Raw genomic sequence first — 22529 nt, 5'->3', positions numbered from 1 at the left:
GCCGTCGGCTGCGCACCCTCCCGGCGCGCGTCGTGCGGATGTTCATCCGTACCCGTGTACACCCGAAGGACGCCTGTACGGCCGACCACGGTTGCGGTGCTGCGCGTCGAACCACCGTAAAGCGGGATCGAGCGGGAACGGCCGCGGCACGCCGAGGGGTCCGGGTGCTCTCCCGCTCGGTCGATGTCGGTCGTCGGGGTCGTTCGCAGTACGCTCCGAAGCGATGAATCCCACTGCCGACGAGCCCGCCACCCACGAACCTCCGGTTCGCCGAGCGGAGCCGCTTCCCGAAAAACCGCCCGTCTCCGTGATCATGCCGGTGCTCAACGAGTCCCGACACCTCGAAGAGGCCGTCGGTCGTGTGCTCGCCCAGGACTACCCCGGCGAGATCGAAGTGGTGATCGCGCTCGGACCGTCCACGGACGACACCGACGAGATCGCCGCCCGGCTGGTCGCCAACGATTCCCGAGTGCGTACCGTCCCCAATCCCACCGGTCGTACCCCCAGCGCGCTCAACGCGGCGATCCGCGCGTCGCGGCACCCCGTGATCGTGCGGGTGGACGGCCACGGCATCCTGCCCGCCCGGTACATCTCCACTGCCGTCCGGCTGCTCGCGGAGACCGGTGCGGCCAACGTCGGCGGGCTGATGCACGCCGAGGGCACCACCCCGTACGAGGAGGCCGTCGCGCGCGCGATGACCTCCAAGTTGGGCGTCGGCAACGCGCGTTTCCACACCGGCGGCGGCGCGGGGCCCTCCGACACCGTCTACCTCGGCGTGTTCCGGCGCGAGGTGTTGGAGGAGTTGGGCGGCTACAACGAGGAGTTCGAGCGGGCCCAGGACTGGGAGCTGAACTACCGGATCCGCGAAGCCGGTTACCTGATCTGGTTCTCGCCCGAGCTGGAGGTCTCCTACCGGCCTCGGCCGACCACCAAGGCGCTGGCCAAGCAGTACTTCAACTACGGCCGGTGGCGTCGGGTCGTCTCCCGGCACCACCAGGGCTCGGTGAACCTGCGCTACCTGGCTCCGCCGGCCGCGCTCGCGGCGGTGGCCGCCGGTACCGTGGTGGGCCTGTCCGGACGCAAGGTCGGCTGGCTGGTGCCGGGCGGGTACGCGGCGGGCATCCTGGCCGGCGCCGCGTGGGAGGGCCGCGACCTGAGCCCGGGCGCGCTGGTTCGGCTGCCGGGCGTGCTCGCCACGATGCACGGATCCTGGGGCGCGGGCTTCCTGACCAGTCCCAAGAGCCTGGCCGATCGGGTCGAGGCGGGGACCGCGCAGGCCGAGGAGGAACTCGGCTAGTCCGCCTGTGCAGTGCCGTGTCGGCCCGAGTCGCCAGGGTGTGCGACTCGGGCCGACGTGCGTGTACGGGGGGGTCGCGGGCCACCCGCTCGGCCCGACGCGCCGTCTTCCCGGTCGGAAACCGGGTGCTTTCGGTAAAGCCAAGTAACGTGGCCGCCCTGGTCACCGCTCGTCCCCGGTGACAGTCTGTGAACAGTCGGCACGGCCTTGGGAGACGACGGCGATGAGCGAGAGTGACTCGGCTGTGGCCGCGGGAGTGGCGATCCCGGACGCCCGGCAGGCTGCGGAGGATGGCGGTTTCACCCCGCCGGAGCGGTTGCGGCGGCTCGTCGTCACCCACACGGAGGTGGGTGAGGAGTATCCGAACGACCCGGTCGAGGGTGCCTACGTATTGCGGGTCACCCCCGCCGAGACCGTCGCGGTGACCACCTCGGTCGAGGTCACCGAGACCGGCGTGGTGCGCTCCCTGCGGGTGCCGGTCGACCCGGAACGCACCGCCCGGCTGGCCGCCGCGCGGGCCGCGGTCGAGGCGCTCGACGGCGGCGGAGTACTCAAGGGGCTGCGGCGGATCATGGCCCAGCGCGATCTGGAGGCGGTCCGGCGCACCCACCGCGCGGAGGCCGAACGGGACGCGGAGGCGTGGGCGCGGCGCTGTGCGCAGGCGTACGAGCCGTACGTGCGCGCGTTCGCGGCCGACGCCGAGCCGGTGCCCACGTCCTCGCCGGTGCTGGGGATCGGCCCGACCAACACCGCCGGGCAGGGGCACGCGTGGGCCCGCGCGGTCGAGCGACACCTGCCGGGGGTGCGGGCCGAGTCGTCCGCGCTCAGTTCGGCGAACACCCTCGGTCATCCCAGTGACCAGGCGATCGCCACCGACGACTGGCTGTCCACCCGCTGGCAGTTGGGGCGGCTGGCCCGGGTGCTGGATCGCTACACGCACGTGTTGGCGGAGGGCGGGATGCCCGCGTTCGGCCGGCTCGGCGGCTCGTGGGTGGACACCGACCTGGCCGAACTGCGGGCGGCCGGGATCGCGCTCGGGCTGGTGTTGTACGGCTCGGAGGCACGCGATCCGGCGGCGCATCGGGCCCGGGTGGAGTTCTCGCCGTTCGACCCGCGTTACGAACTGACCCACGCGTTGCAGGGCAAGGTGGACCGGTTGTTGCCGATCCTGCGCGGCCTGGACGTACCGACCTTCGTGGCCACGCCCGACCTGATCGCGGACGTGCCGGACGCGGTGTGGCTGCCGGCCGCGCTCGATCCTTCGACCTGGCGGACCGAAAAGCCGGTGCTGGCTCGCGAACGCCCGGTCGTGGTGCACGTGATGACCAGTCCGTTCCTGCACGGCACCGCGCGGATCGAACCGACCCTGTACCGACTGCACGAGATCGGTCTGATCGAGTACCGCCGCATCCTGAATCGACCGGCCGCCGAACTCCCGGCGCTGTTCGCCGATGCCGACATCGTGCTCGACCAGTTCGCGTGTGGTTCCTATGGCCTGACGTCGTGTCAGGCGCTGGCGGCGGGTCGGCTGACGATCTGTTACCTGCACGAGTCGGCGACCGAACACCTGCCGGCCGACCTGCCGATCCGCGGCGCGGACCCGAACTCGCTGGCCGAGGTGCTGGAGGAGGTGGTCGCCGAACCGGCGGCGGCCCGCGAACTGGCCGCGCGCGGCCCGGCGTACGTCGCCGAGCATCACGACGGGCGGCGCTCGGCCCGCGTCCTCGCCGATTTCCTGGGCGTGGCGGCCGAGTGAGCACTAGCGTTCGGGGGTGGCTATCGACCCGAGCGCGGATGTGGACGAGTCGGCGATCATCGGCGAGGGCACCCGAGTGTGGCACCTCGCCCAGATCAGGGAGGATGCGGTCCTCGGCGCGAACTGCGTGATCGGCCGGGGCGCCTACATCGGGCCCGCGGTCCGGATCGGCGCGAACGTCAAGGTGCAAAACCATGCGCTGGTCTACGAACCGGCGGTCCTGGAGGACGGCGTCTTCATCGGCCCGGCGGTCGTGCTGACCAACGACATGTACCCGCGTGCGGTCACTCCCGAGGGCCTGCTCAAGGGCGAACAGGACTGGGACGCCCAGGGCGTGACGGTCCGCCGGGGAGCCGCGGTGGGCGCCCGCAGCGTGATCGTCGCGGGCGTCACGATCGGCCGCTGGGCCCTGATCGCGGCCGGCGCGGTGGTCCACCGCGACGTCCCCGACCACGCCCTGATGGCCGGCGTCCCGGCCCGCCGCGTCAAGTGGGTGGGTCGCGCCGGCGTCCCCCTGACCCCGGCCGGTGACAGCACCTGGCGCTGCCCGAAAACCGCCGAAATCTACACGGAACACAACGGCGAACTGACCCTGACGTCACCGGCGAACGGCTAGTCCCGCAGGTTCCGCGAGCAACTCCCTACGCCACGAGCAACTCCACGACATGCGCCGTGCGCCGAAACGACCGGGCAGTACCGGCGACCGGGGCCGTGCGTCGCGCCGAGCACGCGCGCCGGGTTCCGGGGATCCGTCCCCGGAGGTGCGCCGACCGGCTCCGTAGTGGCCGGCGGTTGTGGCTCAGTCCAGGGGGAGGGTGGCTTCGACGGTGTCGCCGTTCGGGGTGGGGGTCGTACGCGGACGGAGGTCGGCGCCGGCCGTGGTGAGGAGGCGTCGGGCGGCGGTGTTGGCTTCGGTGGTGGTGGCCACGATGCGGGTGGCGCCCTGGGATTTCGCCTCGGTGCGCAGGAGCGCGAGGACGGCGTGGCCGACGCCTCGGCCGCGGTGGGAGCGGCCGATCCACAGGCCGGTTTCCAGGGCGTCGTCCGGGGCCTCGGGCGCGGGTTGCAGGCGGGCCGCGCCGACCACGTGGCCGGCGACCAGGATCGCGTAGGTGGTGGGGGTGGCGGCCCATTCGTGATGGAAGGCCAGGAAGGCGGCGCGGCGGTCGGCGGTCCAGCCGGGTGGGCCGGGTACGGGAGGCATCACCTCCGTCGGATCGGCGTCGGCCACCGCGGCGTCCAGGAGGGCGGTCAGCAAGTCTTCGTCCAGGCGGCGCAGTTGCACCCGTGCGTTGTCCACACCGGGAGCCTGTCCGGCTTCGGCGACCGCCGTCAAACGCATTGGCGCGCGCCGTGCCCTCGGCACCCGGACGGCGCCCCGGGTGCCGCGCCCGTCGTCACCGCGACGGCGCCCACCCGGGCGGCCGCGCGGCGCCCACTCCCGCGCGAGCGCCCGCCCCGGCCCGGGTGCCGTCCCGTGATCGCCAACGGCCGCCCGCCCCCTCCTCGTTCGGAAGGGACGGGCGGCCGTGGTGGGCGGTGGCTACTTGTTCTTCTTCGGTGCGCAGACGTTCTTGTCCGCCGTCTCCAGGTCGATGTTCTTCGGGGGGTCGGTCGGTGGGGTCCCCGCCGCCGGCGGTGGCGTGGCGGGGAAGTCCTTGCCGATCAGGACCTCGAAGCGGGTCAGCGTCGTGGAGGTGCTCTCGACCAGCGCGCCGTCGCCCAGTCCGGTCGCGGCGGCCAGTGCCTTCGCGGCGTCCAGGCGGCCCTTGGGATAGGTGATCGTGCTCGTCGGGTGGATCTTGCCGTCCCTGGCGTTGCCCGACGGGACCGCGACGAACTTGCGTCCGACCAGGTCCGCCGCGACCTCGTTGGCGCGCTTGTTGACGCCGCTGCCGTTGCGGACGTCGACCTTGACCGTGGCCGGGTCGATCTTCGGCACGTCGGGGGTCGGCGACGTCGCCGGCTGCTCGGTCGCGGGCTTGTCGTCCTTGGTGACGGGCGTGTCGTTGCGCAACATCGCCATCAGGTTGTTCGCCTCGGGCTGCTTGGGCTGCACCTTCGACTTGGCCATCGGCGGGTATTCCTCGATCGGCAGCGTGGTGAACGCCATCCGCTTCTCGGGGACCTTCTTCAACTGGTTGCCCAGCGAGATCAGCTTGTCCACGCCGCCGAGGCCGTTGTCCACCGTCAGCGACTCCACCGCGATGTTGGCGAGCTTGAACATGCCTTCGACGTTGGTCAGCGACGCGCTGTTCTTCAGCTTGCGGGTGAGCGCCATCAGGAACGCCTTCTGCGCCTTGATCCGGGCCAGGTCGCTGCCGTCGCCGAAGGCGTGCCGCGCGCGCAGGAACTTCAGGGCCGTCTCGCCGCTGAGGTTCTGGTCGCCCGCGTCGAGCTTGAGGTCGGTGCCGCCCTGCTGGTTGGGCAGCACCGGGTCGTTGATCGGCTCCGAGATGCACATGTCCACGCCGTCGACCGCGTCGGTCATCTTCTTCACGCCGGTGAAGTCGATCATGATGTAGTGGTCCACCTGGACCCCGAGCATCTTGTCGACCGTGGACACCGTGCACGGCGGACCGCCGTTGGCCAGGCTCTCGTTGAACGACTGCGGGCCGTTGGACGCCGGGTAGGTCTTGCCGTCCACGACGCACTTGGGTATCTGCACCATGGTGTCGCGCGGGATGCTGACCAGGGTCGCGTTGCTGCGGTCGGCCGAGACGTGCATCAGGATCGTGACGTCGGCCAAGCCCTCGGTGTGCTCGGCCGCGCCGTACTTCTTGCCGAGGCCCTTACGGCTGTCGTTGCCGATCAGCACGATGTTCAGCGGCTTGCGCCCGAACGCGTCCTCCTCGGTCTTGGGGACACCCTCGCTGCCCGCGTTCTTCGCGGTGGTGGTTATTTTGCTGTCGAGGTACTTGATGTACCCGTACGCGCTGCCGGCCAGGACCACGATGATGCCGACCACCGAGATGGCGATCCACTTGAGCCGCCGCTTGACCTTGCTCTTCGGCGGTCCCTCGCCGCGCGCGCCGCTGCGGGTCGCCGCGCGTCCGGCGGGGGCGTTGCCCGCGCGTTCGCGGCGCCGGGGTGGGTCCTCGTCGGCTTCCCGACCGGACGCCGCCGCCACCGCGGACGGGCGCCGGCCCTCGGGATTCGCCGCCCGCGAGCGCGGCCGCGCGGCACCGGAGTCGTCCTTGCCGGGAGCACCGGCGGACCCGCTGCCGGCACCGGCACCGGCACCGGCGGCACCGGGGCCGCCCGGCGCCCGCAGCTCGAAGCTGCCGGTGTCCGGGTTCATCACCCACATGTCCGCGACGTCCGCGTCGTCCATGCCGCCCAGGGGATCGTTGTCCCCGGGCGCGCCACGGTGCGGCCCGTTCCCTCTGTTCACGCCGAGATTCCCTCCGGCTGTATCCGCCGCACTGCCCCCCCGGCTGTGCTCGGTCCCTCAAGGGCGACACCGGGGTCCCGGAGGCATCCGTACGGAACCCGACGGTGATACGTGATGGTCGGTTTGGAAGCAGCCACCATAACCGGCGAGATCTCGCCATGGTCACAGAGACTGCGAAGTCCTGACACTCGGATCGTCGGAAAAGGGATAAAACCCTTCATCGATCGTTCCTGATTCGGTATCGGTCGATCGTTGTTCGATCGATGGGGGTCACGGGCGGACGCATTTGTGTGCTTCCCACCGCGACCCCCTCGAACGTGTCTGCGAACGTGCCTGTGAGCTCTATTGCTTCTTGCGCGGCGAGGCGCACTTGGTGTTGTCGGCCGTCTCCAGGTTCAGGTCGGCGGCCTTGGGCGGTTCCGGCGTACGGCCGGGGCCACCGGTGGCCGAACTCGTCGGGTCGCCGGTGCCCGGATCCGGGAGATCCGCCCCGATCAACAGCTTGATCGTGGTGTCGCCGGGCCTGGCCACCTCCAGGGCGGTCTCCGGCACGCCCAGCGCGGTCGCGATCGCCTTGGCCTGATCCCGACTGCCGTCGGGGTAGGTGATCCGGCTGTTGGCGTGTTCCCGGCCGTCCGGCATCGTGGTACCCGAAGTGGCCTTGAAACCCAGCCGCTTGAGGGTCTCCACCGTCGGGGTGATGCGCTTCTTCGCGGTCCCGGTGTCCACCGTCACCCTGATCCGGGCCGCGTCGCCGGGCGCGATCGTGGCCGGCGGCGGAGGCGGCGTCGTGGTCACCGGCGCGGGCGGCGGATCGGTCGTGCCGTCGCCCTTGGTCAACGGCCGGTCGGCCCGGACGGTGGCCCACAGGTCGTCCGCCGCGGGCCGCCTGGGCTGGACCTGGTCCGGGGCCGGACGGTAGGTCTCGGTCGGCAGCGTGGTGAACGCCATCCGCTTCTCCGGCACCTTCTTGATCTCGTCGGCCAGATCGATCAGCCTGTCCACGCCGGCCAGGTCGTTGTCGACCGTGAGCGCGCTCACCGCGCTGTTCGCGATCTTGAACAGGCCGTCCACGTTGCTCAGTTTCGCGTTGCTCTTGAGCTCGCGCGCCAGCGACATCAGGAAGACCTTCTGCGCCTCGATCCGGGCCAGGTCGCTGCCGTCTCCGAACGCGTGCCGGGCGCGCAGGAATTGCAGCGCGTTGTCGCCGCTCAGGGTGTTCGGGCCGGCCGGGAGTTCCAGTCCGGTACCGCCTTGCGAGTTGCCCAGGACGGGGTCGTGGATCGGCGAGTCGAGGCAGATCGGCACCCCGCCGACCGCTTCGGTCAGATCACGGACACCCTTGAAATCGACCTCGATGTAGTGGTCGATCCGGACCTGGAGCATGCGGTCCACGGTGGCGACCGTGCAGGACGCGCCGATGCTGCGGAAGCTGTCGTTGAACTGGCCGAACCGGGCCTCGGTGACCTTCTTGTCCTTGCCCTTGCCGATCTCGCAGCGCGGGATGTCGACCATCGTGTCGCGCGGGATGTTCACCAGTGTGGCGTTGGAGCGGTCGGCGGACAGGTGCATCAGGATCGCCACGTCGGCGAGCCCCTCGTGCCCCTCCGCGCCGTAGCGCCGCCCCTCGCCGATCCGGCTGTCGTTGCCGATCAGCAGGATGTTCATCGGACTTCGGCCCTGCTCGTCCTTCGCCGCCGCCGGTGGTCGGTTGTTCTTGTCGGCGGTGATCTGGCTGTGGTGCAGCTTCCCGTTCAGGTACCGGATGTACCCGTACGCGCTGCCGGCCAGGATCACCAGGATGCCGACCACGGAGATCGCGATCCATTTGAGGCGCTTCTTCACGGTGCTCTTTCTGCGCGTGCCCCGCCGGTCGGGTGCCGCAGCCTCCCCGACCTCCGTATCCGCGTCCGTGCCCATGTGACGAATCCCCTCCGGCAACGTGCCGGGTCACCGCCGATCCGCGGCGACCCGGCTCCCCTGTGCGGTATCGATGCAATCAGCCCGCGCACACGTCCTGTTCCGCCGTTCGTCCCGATACGGTGACGATCGCGCCCGTGTCCGCGGCCGACGTCGGCTCGGCCGACGAGGTGCCGCCGCTGGTGGATGTGGGGTCGGCCGTGGAAGCCGACGAGCCCGGGGCTCCGGTGCCCGCGGGTGAGCGGGTGCCGGTCCCCTTCCCGGTGCCGCCGGTACCCGGCGCGGTCGGCGTGACCGTGACCCGGTTGCCGTCCTCGTCGATGGTGGTGCGGGTGGACGGCTTCGGCGTCGCCGACTGCTCGATCCGCACCTCGCCGTTGTTCTCGAACCCGTTGTCGTCCTTGCCGGTCACGGCCGCGCCGACCGCGATCCGGTCCAGCCGGATCGCGTCGAACAGCCGGTCGGCCTGGGGCTGGACCAGTTCGTCCCGGTCGCGGTCGAGCCGATAAGGCTGCCGCGGCACGGTCAGGAACGCGAACTTGTCGTTCGGAATCCCCTTGACGCTGTCGGACAGGTCCATCAGATCCCTAAGCGAGCTCAGTCCCGGGTCGGCGGTGATCGACCGGGTTCCGGCGTCGAGGAGGTCGTACAACTTCCACGGCTGGGTCAGCATGTCGCCGACCTTGACCTTCTTAACGAGCGCGGCCAGAAAACGCTGCTGGCGAGTCATCCGCTGGGTGTCGCTGCCGTCGTCGACGTTCTTGCGGGCGCGGACGTAGCCGAGCGCCTGCTCGCCGTCGAGTCGGTGCTTGCCCGCGGGCAGGTCGAGCTTGGCGGCGGTGTCCCGCATCGGCCGACTCAGGCACACCTCGACGCCGTCCACCGCGTTGACCATCTCCTTGAAGCCGGAGAAGTCGATCACGATGTGGTGATCCACGCGGACCTTGGTCATCTGTTCGATGGTCTTGATCGTGCAGGCCGCGCCGCCGATCTCGAACGCGTGGTTGAACTGGTCGCGGTACGCCCGCGACTTGCTGCCGTCCTGGCGCACGCACGAGGGGATGTCGACCATCAGGTCGCGCGGAATGCTGACCGCGACCGAGCTCTTCCGGTCGGCGGCCAGGTGCAACAGGATCGTGGTGTCCGAGCGCTTGGTGCCCTCGCCGATGTCGCCGTACTGCTTGTTGTCGCCGCTGCGGTCGTCCGAGCCCATCAGCAGGATGTTCGTCGCGTCGTGCGCGACGACCTGCGGGCGTTCCTGCTCCGGGCCCAGCTTGGCGGTCAGGTCCTCGGTGGTGATGTTGCCGTCGAGCTTGCGGTAGATCGCGTAGACCGCGATGCTGCCGGCCACCAGGCACAGCGCCACGGTGACCGTGACGCCGATCAGGACCCGCTTGTACACCCGCCTGCGTCGATCCCGCCGGGAGAGTCGGTCCGGCGCCCCGGCCTCGCCGGCGGCGGCCATCGCGGCGACGGCGGCGGCGAGCGGCTCCTCGGTGGCGGCCGCGGCGGGCGTCGCCTCGGCGGGCGCACTCGGCTCGGCCTGCGCGTTCGGCGCGCCCGACTCGGTGGCGGCGGGCGCACCACTGGGCTCGACTCGTGCGCCAGGCTCGGCCGGCGTGTCCGCCTCGACCGGCGCCGGCTCGGTTCGCGTGCCCGCCTCGGCCGGCTCGCCGACCGCCGGCGCACTCGACTCGGCCTGCGCGCCCGGCTCGTCCGCCGTGCTCGGCGGAGTCGATATCTCGGGTTCGGTCGAAGCCTCGGGCGCCGTTTCCGGGCTCGTGTCCCGACCGGGTTCGGCCTGCTTGCCGGCCCGTTCGCTGTCACTCACGTCGTGTCTGCTTCTTTCCCCAGGGCGCCCAACGCCGATCAAGAGCGACGAACCGCGCGTGGAGCGGCCGTTGCTAGTGATAGACGTGCTGCCGGTTCCCCGAGTTGCGTGCGCCCTTCCCCCTGTGACGCAGGTCACTGGTTGAAGAAGCCGCACGTCACACCGGAGCGGCCCGCGTATCGGCGAGCACGCTACCGTGCGCCACCGTATCCGGCGCCGTGCAGGTGGGCGTCTGCGGACGAATGGGGTGATGGAGCGTCAGTTCGCCTTGCAGATGTCCTGATCCGCGTTGCGGGTGTCGGCCCGGACCGGTGCCTTCGCCGAATCGGACGGCGTGCCGGTGCCGGTGGCGCCGGCGACGTGCACCCCGGCCGCCGGGGCGGCTCCGCCCGGTCGCCGGCCGTGCCCCGCGGACGCGCCGGGCGCGGCCTCGACCGACGGCGCCTCACCCGGCCTGCCCGCCGCCGCGTCCGGTCTGCGCCGACCGTCCAAGGGCTCGTCGTGGTTGATCGCGTCGAACAGGTGCCGGGCGTCCGGCTGGATCAGGGCGACCCGGTTGTTGTCCTCGGGCGGGTTGTACACCGGGACGTGGGCGAAGGTGATGTCCCGGGTCTCCAAGTCCCGCATCCCGCGCGCGAGGTCGACCAGGGCCGACACCGAGTCCAGGCCCTCGTCGGCCCGGATCGACTTGGTCAGCGCGTCGGCCAGGGCGAACAGCCGGGACGGGCTGGAGAGCGTGTCGCCGCTGCGGATCTGCTTGGCGAGCGAGGCCACGAAAGCCTGTTGCCGCTTGATCCGACCCAGATCGCTGCCGTCCCCGCCGAGCCCGACGTCGTGCCGCAGTCGGACGTAGTCCAGTGCCTCCCGGCCGTGCACCTTGCGTCGGCCGGCGGACAACGAGATGTTGCCCTCGTGGTCCTGCACGTTCCTGGGCAGGCAGATCTCCACGCCGCCCACCGCGTCGACCATGCCCTTGAAGCCGGAGAAGTCCACGATGATGTGGTGGTCCACGCGCATGTCGGTGATCTTCTCGACGGTGTTGCGCGTACACGCGGCGCCGCCGAGCTCGAAGGCCGCATTGAACATCACCCCGCGCTGCTCGGCGGAGCGCGCGCCGTCCCGGGTCACGCACGAGGGGACGGTGACCAGCAGGTCGCGCGGGATGCTCATGACCACCGCGTGCTCGCGGTCCGAGGACAGGTGCACGAACAACGTGGTGTCCGAGCGCTCGCCGTTGTCCCCGCCGCCGCCCAGGGCGCGATTCTCGCCCGCCCGTGAGTCCGAGCCGATGATCAGCAGATTCAGCGGCTTGCCCTTGCCGTTGCCGCCCACCTCCGGGCGGTCGGCGTTGAGCTTGCCGTCCACCGCGTCGGTCTCGAGGTTGCCGTTGAGCCGCTGGTACGCGACGTAGGCGGCGGATACGCCGGTGAGCAGGATCAGCGAGATGCCGACGCCGATCGGCAGGAACACCTTGCGCCGCCGGTTGCGCTTCTTGCGGGCGCGGCGCGCGGCGGCCCGGCCGGCGCCGGATTCGACCGGTGCGGCCGCCCCGGGCTCGGGGGTCGGGGGCGGCGCCTCGGGCGCGGCGGCGGGCTCGGCCGCGTCCTCGGACCGGTACAGGTGATCCCACGCATCCATGAACCCCACGCCTCCCCGCCTGCTGAGGGACCGCCGGGCACGGCACTACGGGCGGTCTGGGCCACGAAAGCGCAGCTCGACCCGTCTTGTCATGCCTGCTCGGCGGAACGGGTGACGGCACGCGTGACCCGCTCGGCCTCGATCCGCCGCTCCAGCAGGGATTCATCCAGGTGACGGCATACGACGACCGGTACGGACGCGGCCAGCGGCGCGAGAACGCCCGCCCGCAATCCACCCGTTCGGGCGAAGCTCAACGAGGTGAGCAGGCGATCGCCGGGGACCAGCCGCCACTCGCGCGCGGCGGCCTCGCCCGCTTCGGCCAGCTCGCCGGCCGTCCACTCGCGGCCGGCCTCGACCAACGCGGCGGCACCCGCGGGCACCGGACCCTCGGCGACGAACCGATCGCCGTGCCCGGCCACTTCGGCCGCGTAGTCCAGGAAGCCGGCCGGCGGCGTGGGAAAGCGTCCGCCCATCGGCCGCAGCGCCAAGGCGACCCGCTCGCCCGGGCAGGTCGCGGCGCGGTCGAGGGTGTCCGGGCCGGACACCACCACGTCGGCGTCGGCGGGATCCCCGTCGAAGCTCACCACCAGGCCCAGCGACCAGGCCGCGAGCAGCCACACCTGGGTCTGCCAGTGCACGGGCAACAGCAACGAGACGCGCGCGCCCGGCTCCACCGCGAGGTCGTCGCGCAGCAGGTTCGCGGTCTTGGCGACCCAGTTGTCGAACGTCGCGACGGAGAGCTCGACTCGCTCGCCGGTGGCGTCGTCGTAGAAGGTGGTGAACGGCCGCGCGGAGTCGGCGGCGAGCGTGGTGCGCAACTGATCGACCGGGGTGCTGGGCATGAGATCAGCCTACCCAGCTCGATGAATCGATGGCGCAAATGGGTGCAATTGTCATATTTGGTACGGCATTCAGTGCCATGCGGGAACCGGTAGAGCTCGACCCACGACGGAGGGGCCTGCCCGTGTACACCAGAATCGCGTTGTCGATCGCCGCGCTCGCCGTACCCGCGGTGCTCGCCGGAGCGCCCGCGCAGGCCGACTCCCGGCCACCCGGCACCCCCGGTTCGACCGTGACCCTCCCGCTGACCGGGATCGAACAGGAACCGGACGCCGCCGCGCCGAGCGTGGGCCGGACCGAGGTGTTGACGGCCGAACGCGCTACCCCCGCTTACTCGTTGCTCGGCGTCACCTGGGCCGACCCGGGCGCGGGCGAGCGGGTCGCGGTACACGTGCGCACCCGCACCGGCGGCGTGTGGAGCCCGTGGCACGAACTGCACGCCGGCGGCCACGGCACCGGCGACGCCGAGGGCGGCGGGCGCGGCGGCACCGAGCCGTTCTGGGCGGGCCGATCCAACGGCGTCCAGGTGCGCGTCGGCGTCCTGACCGGCGCACCGCCCAAGGACCTGCGGGCCGAACTGGTCGACCCCGGCGACTCGATCCTGGACCGGATGCCGGCCCGCCCGACCCTGCCCGACCTCACCGACGGCCGCACGGTCAAGGGCCACGCCGACAAACCGGCGATCGTGGCCCGCAGCGACTGGGGCGCCGACGAATCGCTGCGGGACGCGAAGTTCAAGTACACGAACACGGTTCGGGCCGCCTTCGTGCACCACACCGCCGACGGCAACGACTTCCCGTGCAGTGACTCGGCCAAGGTGCTCCGGTCGATCTACCGCTACCACGTGAAGACCAACGGCTGGGCCGACGTGGGCTACAACTTCCTGGTGGACAAGTGCGGCACGATCTTCGAGGGGCGCGCCGGCGGCACCGACAAACCGGTCCTGGGCGCCCACACCCTCGGGTTCAACACCGACAGCACGGGCGTCGCCGCCATGGGCACCTACACCACCACCGCGCCGCCCGCACCGATGCTGATCTCCATCTCCCGGGTGCTGGCCTGGAAACTCGGCCTGCACGACCGCGACCCCAAGGGCAAGGTCACCCTGACCTCGTCGGACAGCGGCAGCCGCTACCCCAAGGGCAGCACCCACTCGTTCGACGTGATCTCCGGCCACCGGGACGCGTTCAACACCGAGTGCCCCGGTCAGGCGCTCTACGACCAACTGCCCGCGATCCGCACCGACGTGGCGCTGCGCGTGGGCTGAACGCGGCTTCGGGGCCGGCCGCTCAGGCCCGCTTGCCGACGATCTCCCCGAGCCGCTCCACCAGCGGCGCCACCACCGCCTCGGGGACGAACCGCTCGCGCGCGAGCGCGACCGTCGCGGCGCGCAACCGGGCCACCTCGGCCGGGTGTTGGGCCAACCGGCGCAGCGCGTCGGCCAACGCGTCCGAATCGCCCGCCGGCACGAACAACCCGGCCGGCCCGAACAGTCGGCGCTGCGGCGCGGTGTCCGAGGTGAGCACCGCGCACCCCGCCGCAGCGCCCTGGAAGACCTTGTTCGGCACCAGCCGCAACGCCTTGGCGCCGGTGCCGAACACACCCAGGCACACGTCGTGCGCCGCGACCAGATGCGGCAGTTCGGCCTCCGGCACCCAGGTCCGCCAGGTCACCCGCGGCGCGTCCGGGCCGACCAGGTCCCGAGTGCGCTGCGCCTGTAGGCCCCGACCGATCATCGTCACCGCGATCGGATAGCCCTCCAGCCGACTCAGCGCGGCACCGATCACCGGCGCACCCTGCACCGGCGAGTACAACCCGAACGAGATCACCCGCAGATCCTCGCCGGGCCGGAAGTCCGCCTCGACCGACACCGGGCCCGGATCGGCGCCCGGGCGACCCGCGTCGAACCACGCCGGTGCCGCCCCGATCGGCACCACCACCGCCCGATCGCGATGCCCCGGGGTGAGCACCCGACGATGCTCCTCGGTGTCCACGAGCACCAGTCGGGCCGCCGCGATCGCGGCCTGCTCGATCCGGTCGACCTTGCGCAGCTCGGCCTGCGCCGCCTGGCCGAGCCGATCGGCCACGTCGTCCACGCTCTCCAGGTGGTCGAGCACGAGCGGGGTGCCGGGAAACAACCGGCGGGCGATCTGGATGTCGAGCCGGCCCTGATAGCCGACGATCACCACGTCCGGCCGCGGCGCGCGGCGGGCCTTGGCGACCAGCTCGGCAATGCACCGCGCGTGCCGGATCCGCTGGCGGGGGATCCCCGGATGGGCCGACGGTGGTGGGACCATCGGCCCGGCATCCATGTGTCCGAGGGGAACGTTGCAGGTCACCACCTCGATACCGTGGCGCCGCAAGCCCTCGATGAGGATTCCCACCCGGGGGTGGACGGTCGTGTCATACGTGCCGAACGCCATCACCCGCATAGGTGAAGTCTGCTCTGCGCACATCGGGGCAAAACCGGGAAGGTACCGTGGCGGTCCGAACCCGGATCGCGAGGAGAGCCCGTTGCACCCCAGTGCCCTCCATCGTGTGTGGCGTCCCGGTTTCCCGCTCGACCTCCGGCTCACCGTAGGTCAACTGCGCCGCGGCCACAGCGACCCCACCCACCACGCGGGCACCGACGGCTCGGTGTGGCGGACCTCGCGCACCCCGAACGGACCGTGCACGCTGCGGCTGATCGACCGTCCCGCGACCGGCGAGATCGAGGCGAGCGCGTGGGGACCGGGCGCCGAATGGCAACTCGACGCGCTGCCGGCCCTGCTCGGCGCCGAGGACGACCCGGACGCCTTCGTCGCCCGGCACACGATCGTCCGGGACGCCGAACGCCGGTTCGCGGGCCTGCGGATGCCGCGCACGACGCTGGTCGTGACCGCGTTGGTGCCCTCGATCCTGGAGCAGAAGGTCACCACGATCGAGGCGCGCCGGGCCTATCGGCTGCTGCTGGGCAAGTACGGCGAGGCGGCGCCGGGGCCCGCGCCGACGGGCCTGCGGGTGGTGCCCGATGCCCGTACCTGGGCGATGATCCCGTCCTGGGACTGGGCGCGGGCCGGCGTGGACGGGCGCCGTTCGCGCACCGTGATCGAGGCGGTCCGGGTGGCCGGCCGGCTGGAGGCGACCACGGGCGTGGCCCACCCCGAGGCGGCGCGGCTGCTGCGACTGGTGCCCGGGATCGGGATCTGGACGGCCGCCGAGACGATGCAGCGTTCGCACGGCGACGCGGACGCGTTGTCGGTGGGCGACCTGCATCTGCCCAAGACGATCGGCTACGCGCTGGCCGGACACGCGGTCGACGACGCCGGGATGCTCGAATTGCTGGCCGGCTACCCGGGACACCGGCATCGGGCCGCGTTGTTGATCCGCATGTCGGGGGTGAAGGTGCCGCGCCGTGCGCCGCGGTATGCGCCGCGGGGGCACTTCGTCGGAAAGGCGTTGTGACGGCGGTGTCGTGACCGGGGGTGCGGGGTGTGGCGCGCGGGGTGCGGTGCCGGCGGCGCCTGGCCCGAAGGACACCACGTTTGCCCCCGGGGGCCTCGGGCAGCCGTTTGGGTGAAGGACTTGGCTGTTGTTGCATCGCAGCCCGGAACCGACACCGAGAACGAGGAGGAAGTGCTCGTGACGACCGTCCAGCACTCGATCGACGTGGACGTGCCGGTCCGCACCGCGTACAACCAGTGGACCCAGTTCCGCGAGTTCCCGAGCTTCATGAGCGGGGTCGAGCGGATCGACCAGATCGATCCGACACATACCCACTGGGTCACCCGAATCGCCGGTGTGTCCCGGGAGTTCGACGCCGAGATCACCGAACAGCGGCCCGACGAGCGGGTCGCGTGGAAGACCGTGGACGGCCCGCACCAGGCGGGTGTGGTGACCTTCCATCGGCTCGACGACGTGCACACCAGGGTGATGCTCCAGATGGAGTTCGACCCCGACGGCCTGGTCGAGACGGTGGGGGACAAGCTCGGCTTCGTGCGTGGTAGGACCAAGGGCGACCTCGAACACTTCAAGGTGTTCGTGGAGGAACGCGGGCACGAGACCGGTGCCTGGCGCGGCGAGGTAGAGCCCCCCGGCAGCCCCGGCTCCGGCCGGCCGCAGAACGCGCCTCCGCCCTATGACAGCCCCGGTATGTCGCCGACTCCCGGTCGTACCGGAGCGCCCGGCGGCGGACACATCCCGCCGCCGCGCCCGCAGGCACCGCCGAGCGTCGGCGGGACCTGGGCGGGTGGCCACTGACGCGGCGCGACGCCCCCGGACATCGGCCGGACATCGCTGACGACCCGACGTCGGCAGCGGTGGGAGCCCGCCGAATCCGGGCCGGCAGCGCCAAGCGGCAGAGACCGTGCACGAAAGGGTGGGCGCGTCATCGCGATCGCGATGACGCGCCCACCCTTCGGGTTGTGGGTTGCCGGCGTGGTTCGGGTTGCTCGGGTCGTTCGGGTGCTTGGACTTCGGATTGCTCGGGTTGCTCGGATTGCTTGAGCGTGCCGCTCAGCGCACCACGATCACGTCGTCCGCCGAGCGAGCCGGGCGGTCCCGAGGCGGCTCGGCCGGTCGGCCCACCGCGACGGCACCCATCGGGTCCCAGCCCGCGGGCAGCGCGAGCGTGGCGCGCACCACGTCGGGACAGAACATCGTCGACGACACCCACGCGGACCCCAGGCCCTCCGCGGTCAGCGCGATCAGCAGGTTCTGTACGGCGGCGCCCGCCGCGACCGTGAACATCTCCCGCTCGGCGCGCGCCCGCACCGCGTCCGGGTAGGTGTGCGCACCGTCGGTGACCAGGCACGGCACCACCAGGTACGGCGCGGCGCGCAACACGTCGCCGCGCCCGATCCGGCGGGTGATCCGCTCCTCGCTCAACCCGTCCGCCCGCAGATCCGCCACCCACGCGTCGCGCATCGCGTCCAGCAGCGCGATCCGGGCCGGCGCGCTCTCCAGGAGCACGAATCGCCACGGCACGGTGTGGTGCGGGGCCGGCGCGGTGATCGCGGCGGTCACCGCGCGGCGCACCGCGTCCGGATCCACCGGCTCCTCGGTGAACGCGCGTACCGTGCGACGCGCGGTGATCGCGTTCCGGGCGCCCTCGCCGAGCGCCTCCCGGGTGCCGAGCCGGAACATGTCGTCCTCGGCGCCGCGCACCAGCGGACGCACGCCGGCGCCGTCCGCATCGGTGACCAAGTGCCCCAGGCCGCGCACGATCGCCACCGGGACGGCGCCCGCCTTGCCCTTGACCAGCTCGGCCGCGCTCGCGAGTTCGTCCACCACCGCGGTGACGGTGACCGCGAGTTCGTTGCCGTGCGTGTCGATCCGGCCCCGGTGGTCGTCCACCGCGTCCAGGCCCGCCACGCCGATCGCCACGTCGGTGACCCCGGTCCGCCAGGGCCGGCCGAACGTGTCCGACACGACGATGCCCACCCGGACCCCGGTCCGCTCGGCCAGCGCCGCGCGCAGCCGGCGGGCGGAGGCGTCCGAGTCCTCCGGGAGCAGCAGCAGGGTGCCGGGCTGGGTGTTGGAGGCGTCCACGCCCGCCGCGGCCATCACGAATCCGTGCCGGGTCTGCACGATCCGGGTGGGGCCCTTGCGCGCGACCACGCGGACCGCCTCGGCGTCGATCACCTTCTCCCGATCGACCCCGCGCAACAACCGGCCCTCGGCCTTGCTGAGGATCTTCGAGGTCACCACGAGCACATCGCCGTCGAGCAGGCCGGGCCCGTCCGGGCCCGTCGCCGCGTCCGCGATCAGCCGGCCCAGATCGGCACCCTCGCCGATCTCGGGCAGCCCGCTCACCCCGAACACCGAATAGCCGCGGGGCGGGGCGCCCATCAGCGCACCTCGTCCGCGAGCGCGAGCGCGGCGCGGGCCATCTCGGCGGTCGCCTCGACGTCGGTCATCAACAGGGGGATGGCCCGGCACGGGATGCCGGCCGCCTCGACGGCGAGCACGGCGTCCGCGTCCGCGGTGTCCACCAGCCAGCCGTCCAGCAGGCCCGGCCCGTAGTGCTGGGCGACGGCCGCGGCGCCGGTCTCGACGCCGACCGCCTCCAGGACCCGGTCGGCCATCCCGCGTACGGGCGCGCCGCCGATGATCGGCGACAACCCGATCACCGGCGCCGGCGCGGCCACCAGCGCCTCCCGGATCCCGGGCACGCCCAGGATGGTGCCGATGCTGACCACGGGATTGGACGGCGGGAACAGGATCAGGTCGGCCTCGGCGATGGCCTCCAGGACCCCGGGCGCGGGCTTGGCCGTCTCGATGCCCACCGGCACGATCGCGTGCGCGGTCGGCGCGGCGCGAAGTCGCACCCAGTACTCCTGGAAGTGGATCGCCTTGCGCGACCCGGGCTTGTCGGGGTCGTCGATCACCACGTGCGTCTCCACCCGATCGTCGCTCATCGGGACGAGTCGCACGCCGGGCCGCCACCGTGCGCACAGCGCCTCGGTGACCGCCGACAACGGGTAGCCGGCGCCGAGCATCTGGGTCCGCACGATGTGCGTCGCGTAGTCCCGGTCGCCCAGTCCGAACCAGGTCGGTTCGACACCGTAGGCGGCCATTTCCTCGCGAATGCTCCAGGACTCCTCGCGGCGGCCCCAGCCCTGCTCCTCGTTGATGCCGTCGCCGAGCGTGTACATGACGGTGTCGAGGTCCGGGCACACCTTGAGCCCGAACAGGTGGATGTCGTCCCCGGTGTTGCCGACGACGGTGATCTCCGCTTCCGGAACGGCCGCCTTGAGGCCCCGCAAGAACCGGGCCCCACCGATGCCGCCGGCAAGTACAACGATGCGCATGACATCAGTCTCGCAGGACCCCGACGAGCAGGTGCGGGCCGGCACCTCGGTCGGGGGCGGACGGGGACGCACCGAGCGCGGCGGGTTCGGCTTGGGTGGATCGTGGGGGCGGCCTGGACGGGGTCGCGAGGGCGGCGAGCCCATTCGACTCGGGGAGTGAGCGTGCTTCACCGGTCGGGGGTGTGGCGGGATCGCTTCGCCCAGGGCGGCGGCTCCGCCTGGGTCGCGGGCACAGCGGCACGGCGTACCCAAGTCGCGGGGGCGGCGGGCCCCCCGACCCGGGAGGTGCGCGGCGGGCTCGCTTCGCCGGGGGCGCGGGCGCGGTGAGTTCACCGATCCGAGTCGTGAGGGCGGCCGGCAGGGCCTGGTCGGAGTCATGAGTGCGGCGAGCACGACCGGCCTGAGTCGCGAGTACGGCGAGCCCGCTTTGTTTGGGTCGCGGGCCGGGCTCGATGCCCGAGGTGAGGTCGGGGGCGCGGCGAGCGCGTAGGCGGTCGTGGGCTGGGCCCGATACCGACGTGAGATCGCGAGCGGAGCGAGCGGGTGGGTGGTGGTCGTGGGCCGGGCCCGACACCCCCGAAGTCGCGAGCGGAGGGGGCCAGGGACGGCAGCCCGATGCCCGAGCCGAGGTCGTGGCCTGATACCTGGGGCGAGGTCGTATGCGGAGCGAGCGGGCCGGCGCGAAGCGCGAGCCCAATCCGACACCCGAGCCGAGATCGCGAGCGGAGCGAGTCGGTGGGCCCCGGTCGCAAGCCGGGCCCGACGCCCGACCCGGGTAGTGGGCGGAGCGGGCCGGGCCCAGGTCGCATGGCAAGCCCGAAGCCCGAAGCCCGAAGCCTGAGCCGAGGTCGTGATCGCGGCGAGCGGGCCGGCGCGAAACGCAAGCTGGGCCCGAGACCCGGGGCGAAGTCGTGAGCGGAGCGAGGGTGGACCTCGGTCGCGGGCTGAGACCGATACGCGACGTGAGATCTCGGGCGCGGCGAGCCGGTGGGCGGTGGTCGTGTGTTGGTGGCCAGTTCGAATTCCCCAACGGCGGCCGGTTGCTGGGGAAGCAACCGGCCGCCGATGTTGCCGTGCGTAACTGTTCGCAGAGCCGGTCGGTAGGGCCACCTCGGCAAGCGGAATCGGTAAGGTCAGTAGACGATCGACAGAATCCGGCAGGCCGCCTCGGCCAGTTCGCGGTCTCCGATGATGCGGGCGCCGGCCAGGGCGGCGTCGGGCTGGATGCCGCGGGTGCACAGGCGCCATGCGGTCTCCGCGTCCAGTTCGACGAGTGCGGTTGGGCGTTCGGCGTCCGGTTCGGCCAGCGACCAGCTGCTCCCGGTGGCCGTCGCCGTCCAGGTGCCGCCGGCCGGGCCGTCGATCCGCACCCGGACCTGCGTGCCGACCGGTGCGTCGGTCCCGCGCAGAGTGTGAGGCAGGGCCCGCATGAAGGTGTCGAGGACCACGGCCAGGGGGCGCGGGTCGGGGTCGGTGTCCTGGCCGACGGCGTGGCGGATCTGCTGGCGGTGGGTCCAGAACTCGGTGAAGTCGCGGGCGCTGTCCAGCCACATCGGTGCCGGATCGACGCCGGCCCAGGACACCCCGAGCGACGGGGCGTCGGGGTCGGCGGTCTCGAAGAACCGGGCGGTCCGACCGCCGATCAGGTCGATGGTGTCGGTGAGCGCGGCCGGGCTGACCCGGCGCTGGGCGTCGACCCATTCCTGGTTGATGCGGTGGATGAACGCCTCCAGGGCCTCGCCCGGTGCGAAGGCGGGACCGTCCCGGTGGCCGTCGCGGTCCCGGGCGAGCCGCCCGTAGAAGTCGCCCAGGACGTGGGCGGCGAGATCCCGAACGGTCCACCCCGGCACCGCCTCCCTGCCCCAGTCGGCGGGCGCCAGGCCGCGCAGCGCGGCCGTCAGTGCGGCCTGTTCCGGGGCGAACAGAGGGCGGGCGTCGATCGGGGTACCGAGCCAGGGATAGCTCGGCGCGTCATTGGACTGCGGGTTCATGGACCGATCCTGTCGACCGGGTGACCGTTCCACCAGTGAATATCCCACTGTGGCAGTGGCTTTCGGCTACGGTGAGCGACTGTTCCAGCCGGCCGTACGCGGGGAGTTTCTCCTGGCCACTGTCATGGTCGCAAGCCGAGCCCGACACCCGACTCGACCCGACGTCGTGAGCGGAGTGAGCGGGCCGGTGCGAAACGTAAGCCGGGCCCGACACCCGGGGTGAGGTCGTGAGCGGAGCGAGTCGGTGGGCCCAGGTCGTGGGCCCGAGCCGACACCCGGGCCGGGGTCGTGAGCTGAGTGAGCGGGGTGGGCGGCTTTCGGCGATGCAGCGCTGCTTTTTGTTGGGCGCCTTCGGCGCCGGCTCGCGAGGCACCACTTTTTTGCTCCGTCGCAGGCTCCTCCACAAAAAAGTGGCCCCTCGCTCGTGACTTCGTGTCCCTGCGCTTCGCTCCGGGCCACGAAGTCAACGTTCTGCGGCTCCGCCGCTCTCCGCGCTGCGCGCGTCGATCACGAGGTCTCGACAAGGTCGTGGGCGCTGACGCGCCGGGCCGCAGCCACACTCGGCGACCCGGGGAAAAGCCACTCCACACCGCAGCCAACCCGCCCAGTTCCCCGTAGCCATGCCGGGGGTGCAGCCGTCGACCCCTCGCACGAAACAAGCAAACGAGCCCCGCAGCCCGGAGCAACGCCACCGCCCCGACCCGGCCCCACCCACCCGCCGCCCCCGGCCCTGAGCTTGCTCCGTTTTGACGGACACCCTTGTTGTGGTGTTCAGGCCGCCGCGAGGGCGGTTTCGTATTCGACAAGTGTGCGGTAGCCGAGGCTGCTGTGCAGCCTGCGGATGTTGTACCGGGCCTCGATGTACTCGAATACCTCGGCGCGTGCGGCGGCCCGTGTCGGCCAGGGCGGCCTTGCTCCCAGGTCGCTTTTCAGCGTGGAGAAGAACGACTCCGCGAGTGCGTTGTCCCAACAGACACCGGTCCGACCGACCGACAGCCGGATGCCGAACTGCCTTGCCGGCCGGGCGAATTCGTGACTTGTGTACTGACAGCCGCGATCCGAGTGGAAGAT

At 71.8% G+C, this 22529-nt stretch carries 16 protein-coding genes and 1 pseudogene; 6 read left to right on the top strand and 11 right to left on the bottom strand.

Features of this window, described 5'->3' with window-relative positions:
- Positions 1 to 223 precede the first annotated feature (223 nt).
- From ABZ374_RS38950 to ABZ374_RS38940, 3 genes are all read left to right on the top strand, one after another.
- The gene (locus ABZ374_RS38950; RefSeq protein WP_360320964.1) at positions 224 to 1297 is read left to right on the top strand and encodes a glycosyltransferase family 2 protein; all 1074 of its coding nucleotides are present in this window, start codon (positions 224 to 226) and stop codon (positions 1295 to 1297) included.
- A 223-nt stretch (positions 1298 to 1520) separates the two neighbouring features.
- Entirely contained in the window at positions 1521 to 3053 is a 1533-nt protein-coding gene (locus tag ABZ374_RS38945) for a hypothetical protein (RefSeq protein WP_360320961.1), read from the top strand.
- 22 nt (positions 3054 to 3075) lie between these two features.
- A complete protein-coding gene (locus ABZ374_RS38940) occupies positions 3076 to 3669 on the top strand; it encodes an acyltransferase (RefSeq protein ID WP_360321042.1) in 594 nt (197 codons plus the stop codon).
- 183 nt (positions 3670 to 3852) lie between these two features.
- On the opposite strand, the gene ABZ374_RS38935 is transcribed toward ABZ374_RS38940, so the two are convergent.
- The 6 genes from ABZ374_RS38935 to ABZ374_RS38910 form a co-directional block, all read right to left on the bottom strand.
- Complete coding sequence (locus ABZ374_RS38935) at positions 3853 to 4353, bottom strand: GNAT family N-acetyltransferase (RefSeq protein ID WP_360320958.1); 501 nt, start codon at positions 4351 to 4353, stop codon at positions 3853 to 3855.
- Positions 4354 to 4596: 243 nt separating this feature from the next.
- On the bottom strand, positions 4597 to 6387 hold the full coding sequence (locus tag ABZ374_RS38930; RefSeq protein ID WP_360320955.1) for an LCP family protein: 1791 nt from the start codon (positions 6385 to 6387) through the stop codon (positions 4597 to 4599).
- Positions 6388 to 6789: 402 nt separating this feature from the next.
- Positions 6790 to 8292, bottom strand: a complete 1503-nt coding sequence (locus ABZ374_RS38925) for an LCP family protein (protein WP_360320952.1) — start codon at positions 8290 to 8292, stop codon at positions 6790 to 6792.
- Between the two features lie 154 nt (positions 8293 to 8446).
- Positions 8447 to 10198: an LCP family protein gene (locus ABZ374_RS38920; protein WP_360320949.1), complete on the bottom strand. Its 1752-nt coding sequence runs from the start codon at positions 10196 to 10198 to the stop codon at positions 8447 to 8449.
- 258 nt (positions 10199 to 10456) lie between these two features.
- Positions 10457 to 11836 carry an LCP family protein gene (locus ABZ374_RS38915; RefSeq protein ID WP_360320946.1) on the bottom strand — a complete coding sequence of 460 codons (1380 nt, stop codon included), beginning with the start codon at positions 11834 to 11836 and terminating at the stop codon, positions 10457 to 10459.
- An 89-nt stretch (positions 11837 to 11925) separates the two neighbouring features.
- The gene (locus ABZ374_RS38910; protein ID WP_360320943.1) at positions 11926 to 12678 is read right to left on the bottom strand and encodes a TIGR03089 family protein; all 753 of its coding nucleotides are present in this window, start codon (positions 12676 to 12678) and stop codon (positions 11926 to 11928) included.
- A gap of 122 nt (positions 12679 to 12800) precedes the next feature.
- Between ABZ374_RS38910 and ABZ374_RS38905 the strand changes: the two genes are divergently transcribed.
- Complete coding sequence (locus ABZ374_RS38905; RefSeq protein ID WP_360320940.1) at positions 12801 to 13943, top strand: peptidoglycan recognition protein; 1143 nt, start codon at positions 12801 to 12803, stop codon at positions 13941 to 13943.
- A gap of 22 nt (positions 13944 to 13965) precedes the next feature.
- On the opposite strand, the gene ABZ374_RS38900 is transcribed toward ABZ374_RS38905, so the two are convergent.
- The gene (locus ABZ374_RS38900) at positions 13966 to 14973 is read right to left on the bottom strand and encodes a glycosyltransferase (RefSeq protein WP_360320937.1); all 1008 of its coding nucleotides are present in this window, start codon (positions 14971 to 14973) and stop codon (positions 13966 to 13968) included.
- A gap of 217 nt (positions 14974 to 15190) precedes the next feature.
- On the opposite strand from ABZ374_RS38900, the gene ABZ374_RS38895 reads away from it, so the two are divergent.
- On the top strand, positions 15191 to 16120 hold the full coding sequence (locus tag ABZ374_RS38895) for a DNA-3-methyladenine glycosylase 2 family protein (RefSeq protein ID WP_360320934.1): 930 nt from the start codon (positions 15191 to 15193) through the stop codon (positions 16118 to 16120).
- Between the two features lie 177 nt (positions 16121 to 16297).
- A pseudogene (locus tag ABZ374_RS38890) lies at positions 16298 to 16741 on the top strand (SRPBCC family protein); the annotation flags it as partial.
- A 429-nt stretch (positions 16742 to 17170) separates the two neighbouring features.
- On the opposite strand, the gene ABZ374_RS38885 reads toward ABZ374_RS38890, so the two are convergent.
- From ABZ374_RS38885 to ABZ374_RS38870, 4 genes are all read right to left on the bottom strand, one after another.
- Positions 17171 to 18505, bottom strand: coding sequence for a coenzyme F420-0:L-glutamate ligase (locus ABZ374_RS38885; protein WP_360320931.1), 1335 nt, complete (start codon positions 18503 to 18505; stop codon positions 17171 to 17173).
- Positions 18505 to 19467 (bottom strand): 2-phospho-L-lactate transferase, encoded by a 963-nt coding sequence (cofD, locus tag ABZ374_RS38880; RefSeq protein ID WP_360320928.1) that lies wholly within the window; start codon positions 19465 to 19467, stop codon positions 18505 to 18507. The genes ABZ374_RS38885 and cofD overlap by 1 nt, the downstream gene beginning before the upstream one ends.
- Positions 19468 to 20600: 1133 nt before the next feature.
- On the bottom strand, positions 20601 to 21458 hold the full coding sequence (locus ABZ374_RS38875) for a maleylpyruvate isomerase family mycothiol-dependent enzyme (protein ID WP_360320925.1): 858 nt from the start codon (positions 21456 to 21458) through the stop codon (positions 20601 to 20603).
- Between the two features lie 771 nt (positions 21459 to 22229).
- On the bottom strand, positions 22230 to 22529 hold a 300-nt coding region (locus ABZ374_RS38870), incomplete at its 5' end, for an integrase core domain-containing protein (protein WP_360320922.1).

The sequence above is a fragment of the Embleya sp. NPDC005971 genome, assembly GCF_040629175.1.
In the GTDB taxonomy this organism is placed as follows: domain Bacteria; phylum Actinomycetota; class Actinomycetes; order Streptomycetales; family Streptomycetaceae; genus Embleya.
The sequence above is the reverse complement of the archived record's forward strand: the minus strand, read 5'-3'. Positions and strand labels throughout refer to the sequence as shown.

Coding starts and splice junctions, on each gene's coding strand:
- ABZ374_RS38950 (WP_360320964.1), top strand. CDS start 224: ATGAATCCCACTGCCGACGAGCCCGCCACCCACGAACCTCCGGTTCGC.
- ABZ374_RS38945 (WP_360320961.1), top strand. CDS start 1,521: ATGAGCGAGAGTGACTCGGCTGTGGCCGCGGGAGTGGCGATCCCGGAC.
- ABZ374_RS38930 (WP_360320955.1), bottom strand. CDS start 6,387: ATGGACGACGCGGACGTCGCGGACATGTGGGTGATGAACCCGGACACC.
- ABZ374_RS38915 (WP_360320946.1), bottom strand. CDS start 11,836: ATGGATGCGTGGGATCACCTGTACCGGTCCGAGGACGCGGCCGAGCCC.
- ABZ374_RS38910 (WP_360320943.1), bottom strand. CDS start 12,678: ATGCCCAGCACCCCGGTCGATCAGTTGCGCACCACGCTCGCCGCCGAC.
- ABZ374_RS38900 (WP_360320937.1), bottom strand. CDS start 14,973: ATGGTCCCACCACCGTCGGCCCATCCGGGGATCCCCCGCCAGCGGATC.
- ABZ374_RS38885 (WP_360320931.1), bottom strand. CDS start 18,505: ATGGGCGCCCCGCCCCGCGGCTATTCGGTGTTCGGGGTGAGCGGGCTG.
- cofD (WP_360320928.1), bottom strand. CDS start 19,467: ATGCGCATCGTTGTACTTGCCGGCGGCATCGGTGGGGCCCGGTTCTTG.
- ABZ374_RS38875 (WP_360320925.1), bottom strand. CDS start 21,458: ATGAACCCGCAGTCCAATGACGCGCCGAGCTATCCCTGGCTCGGTACC.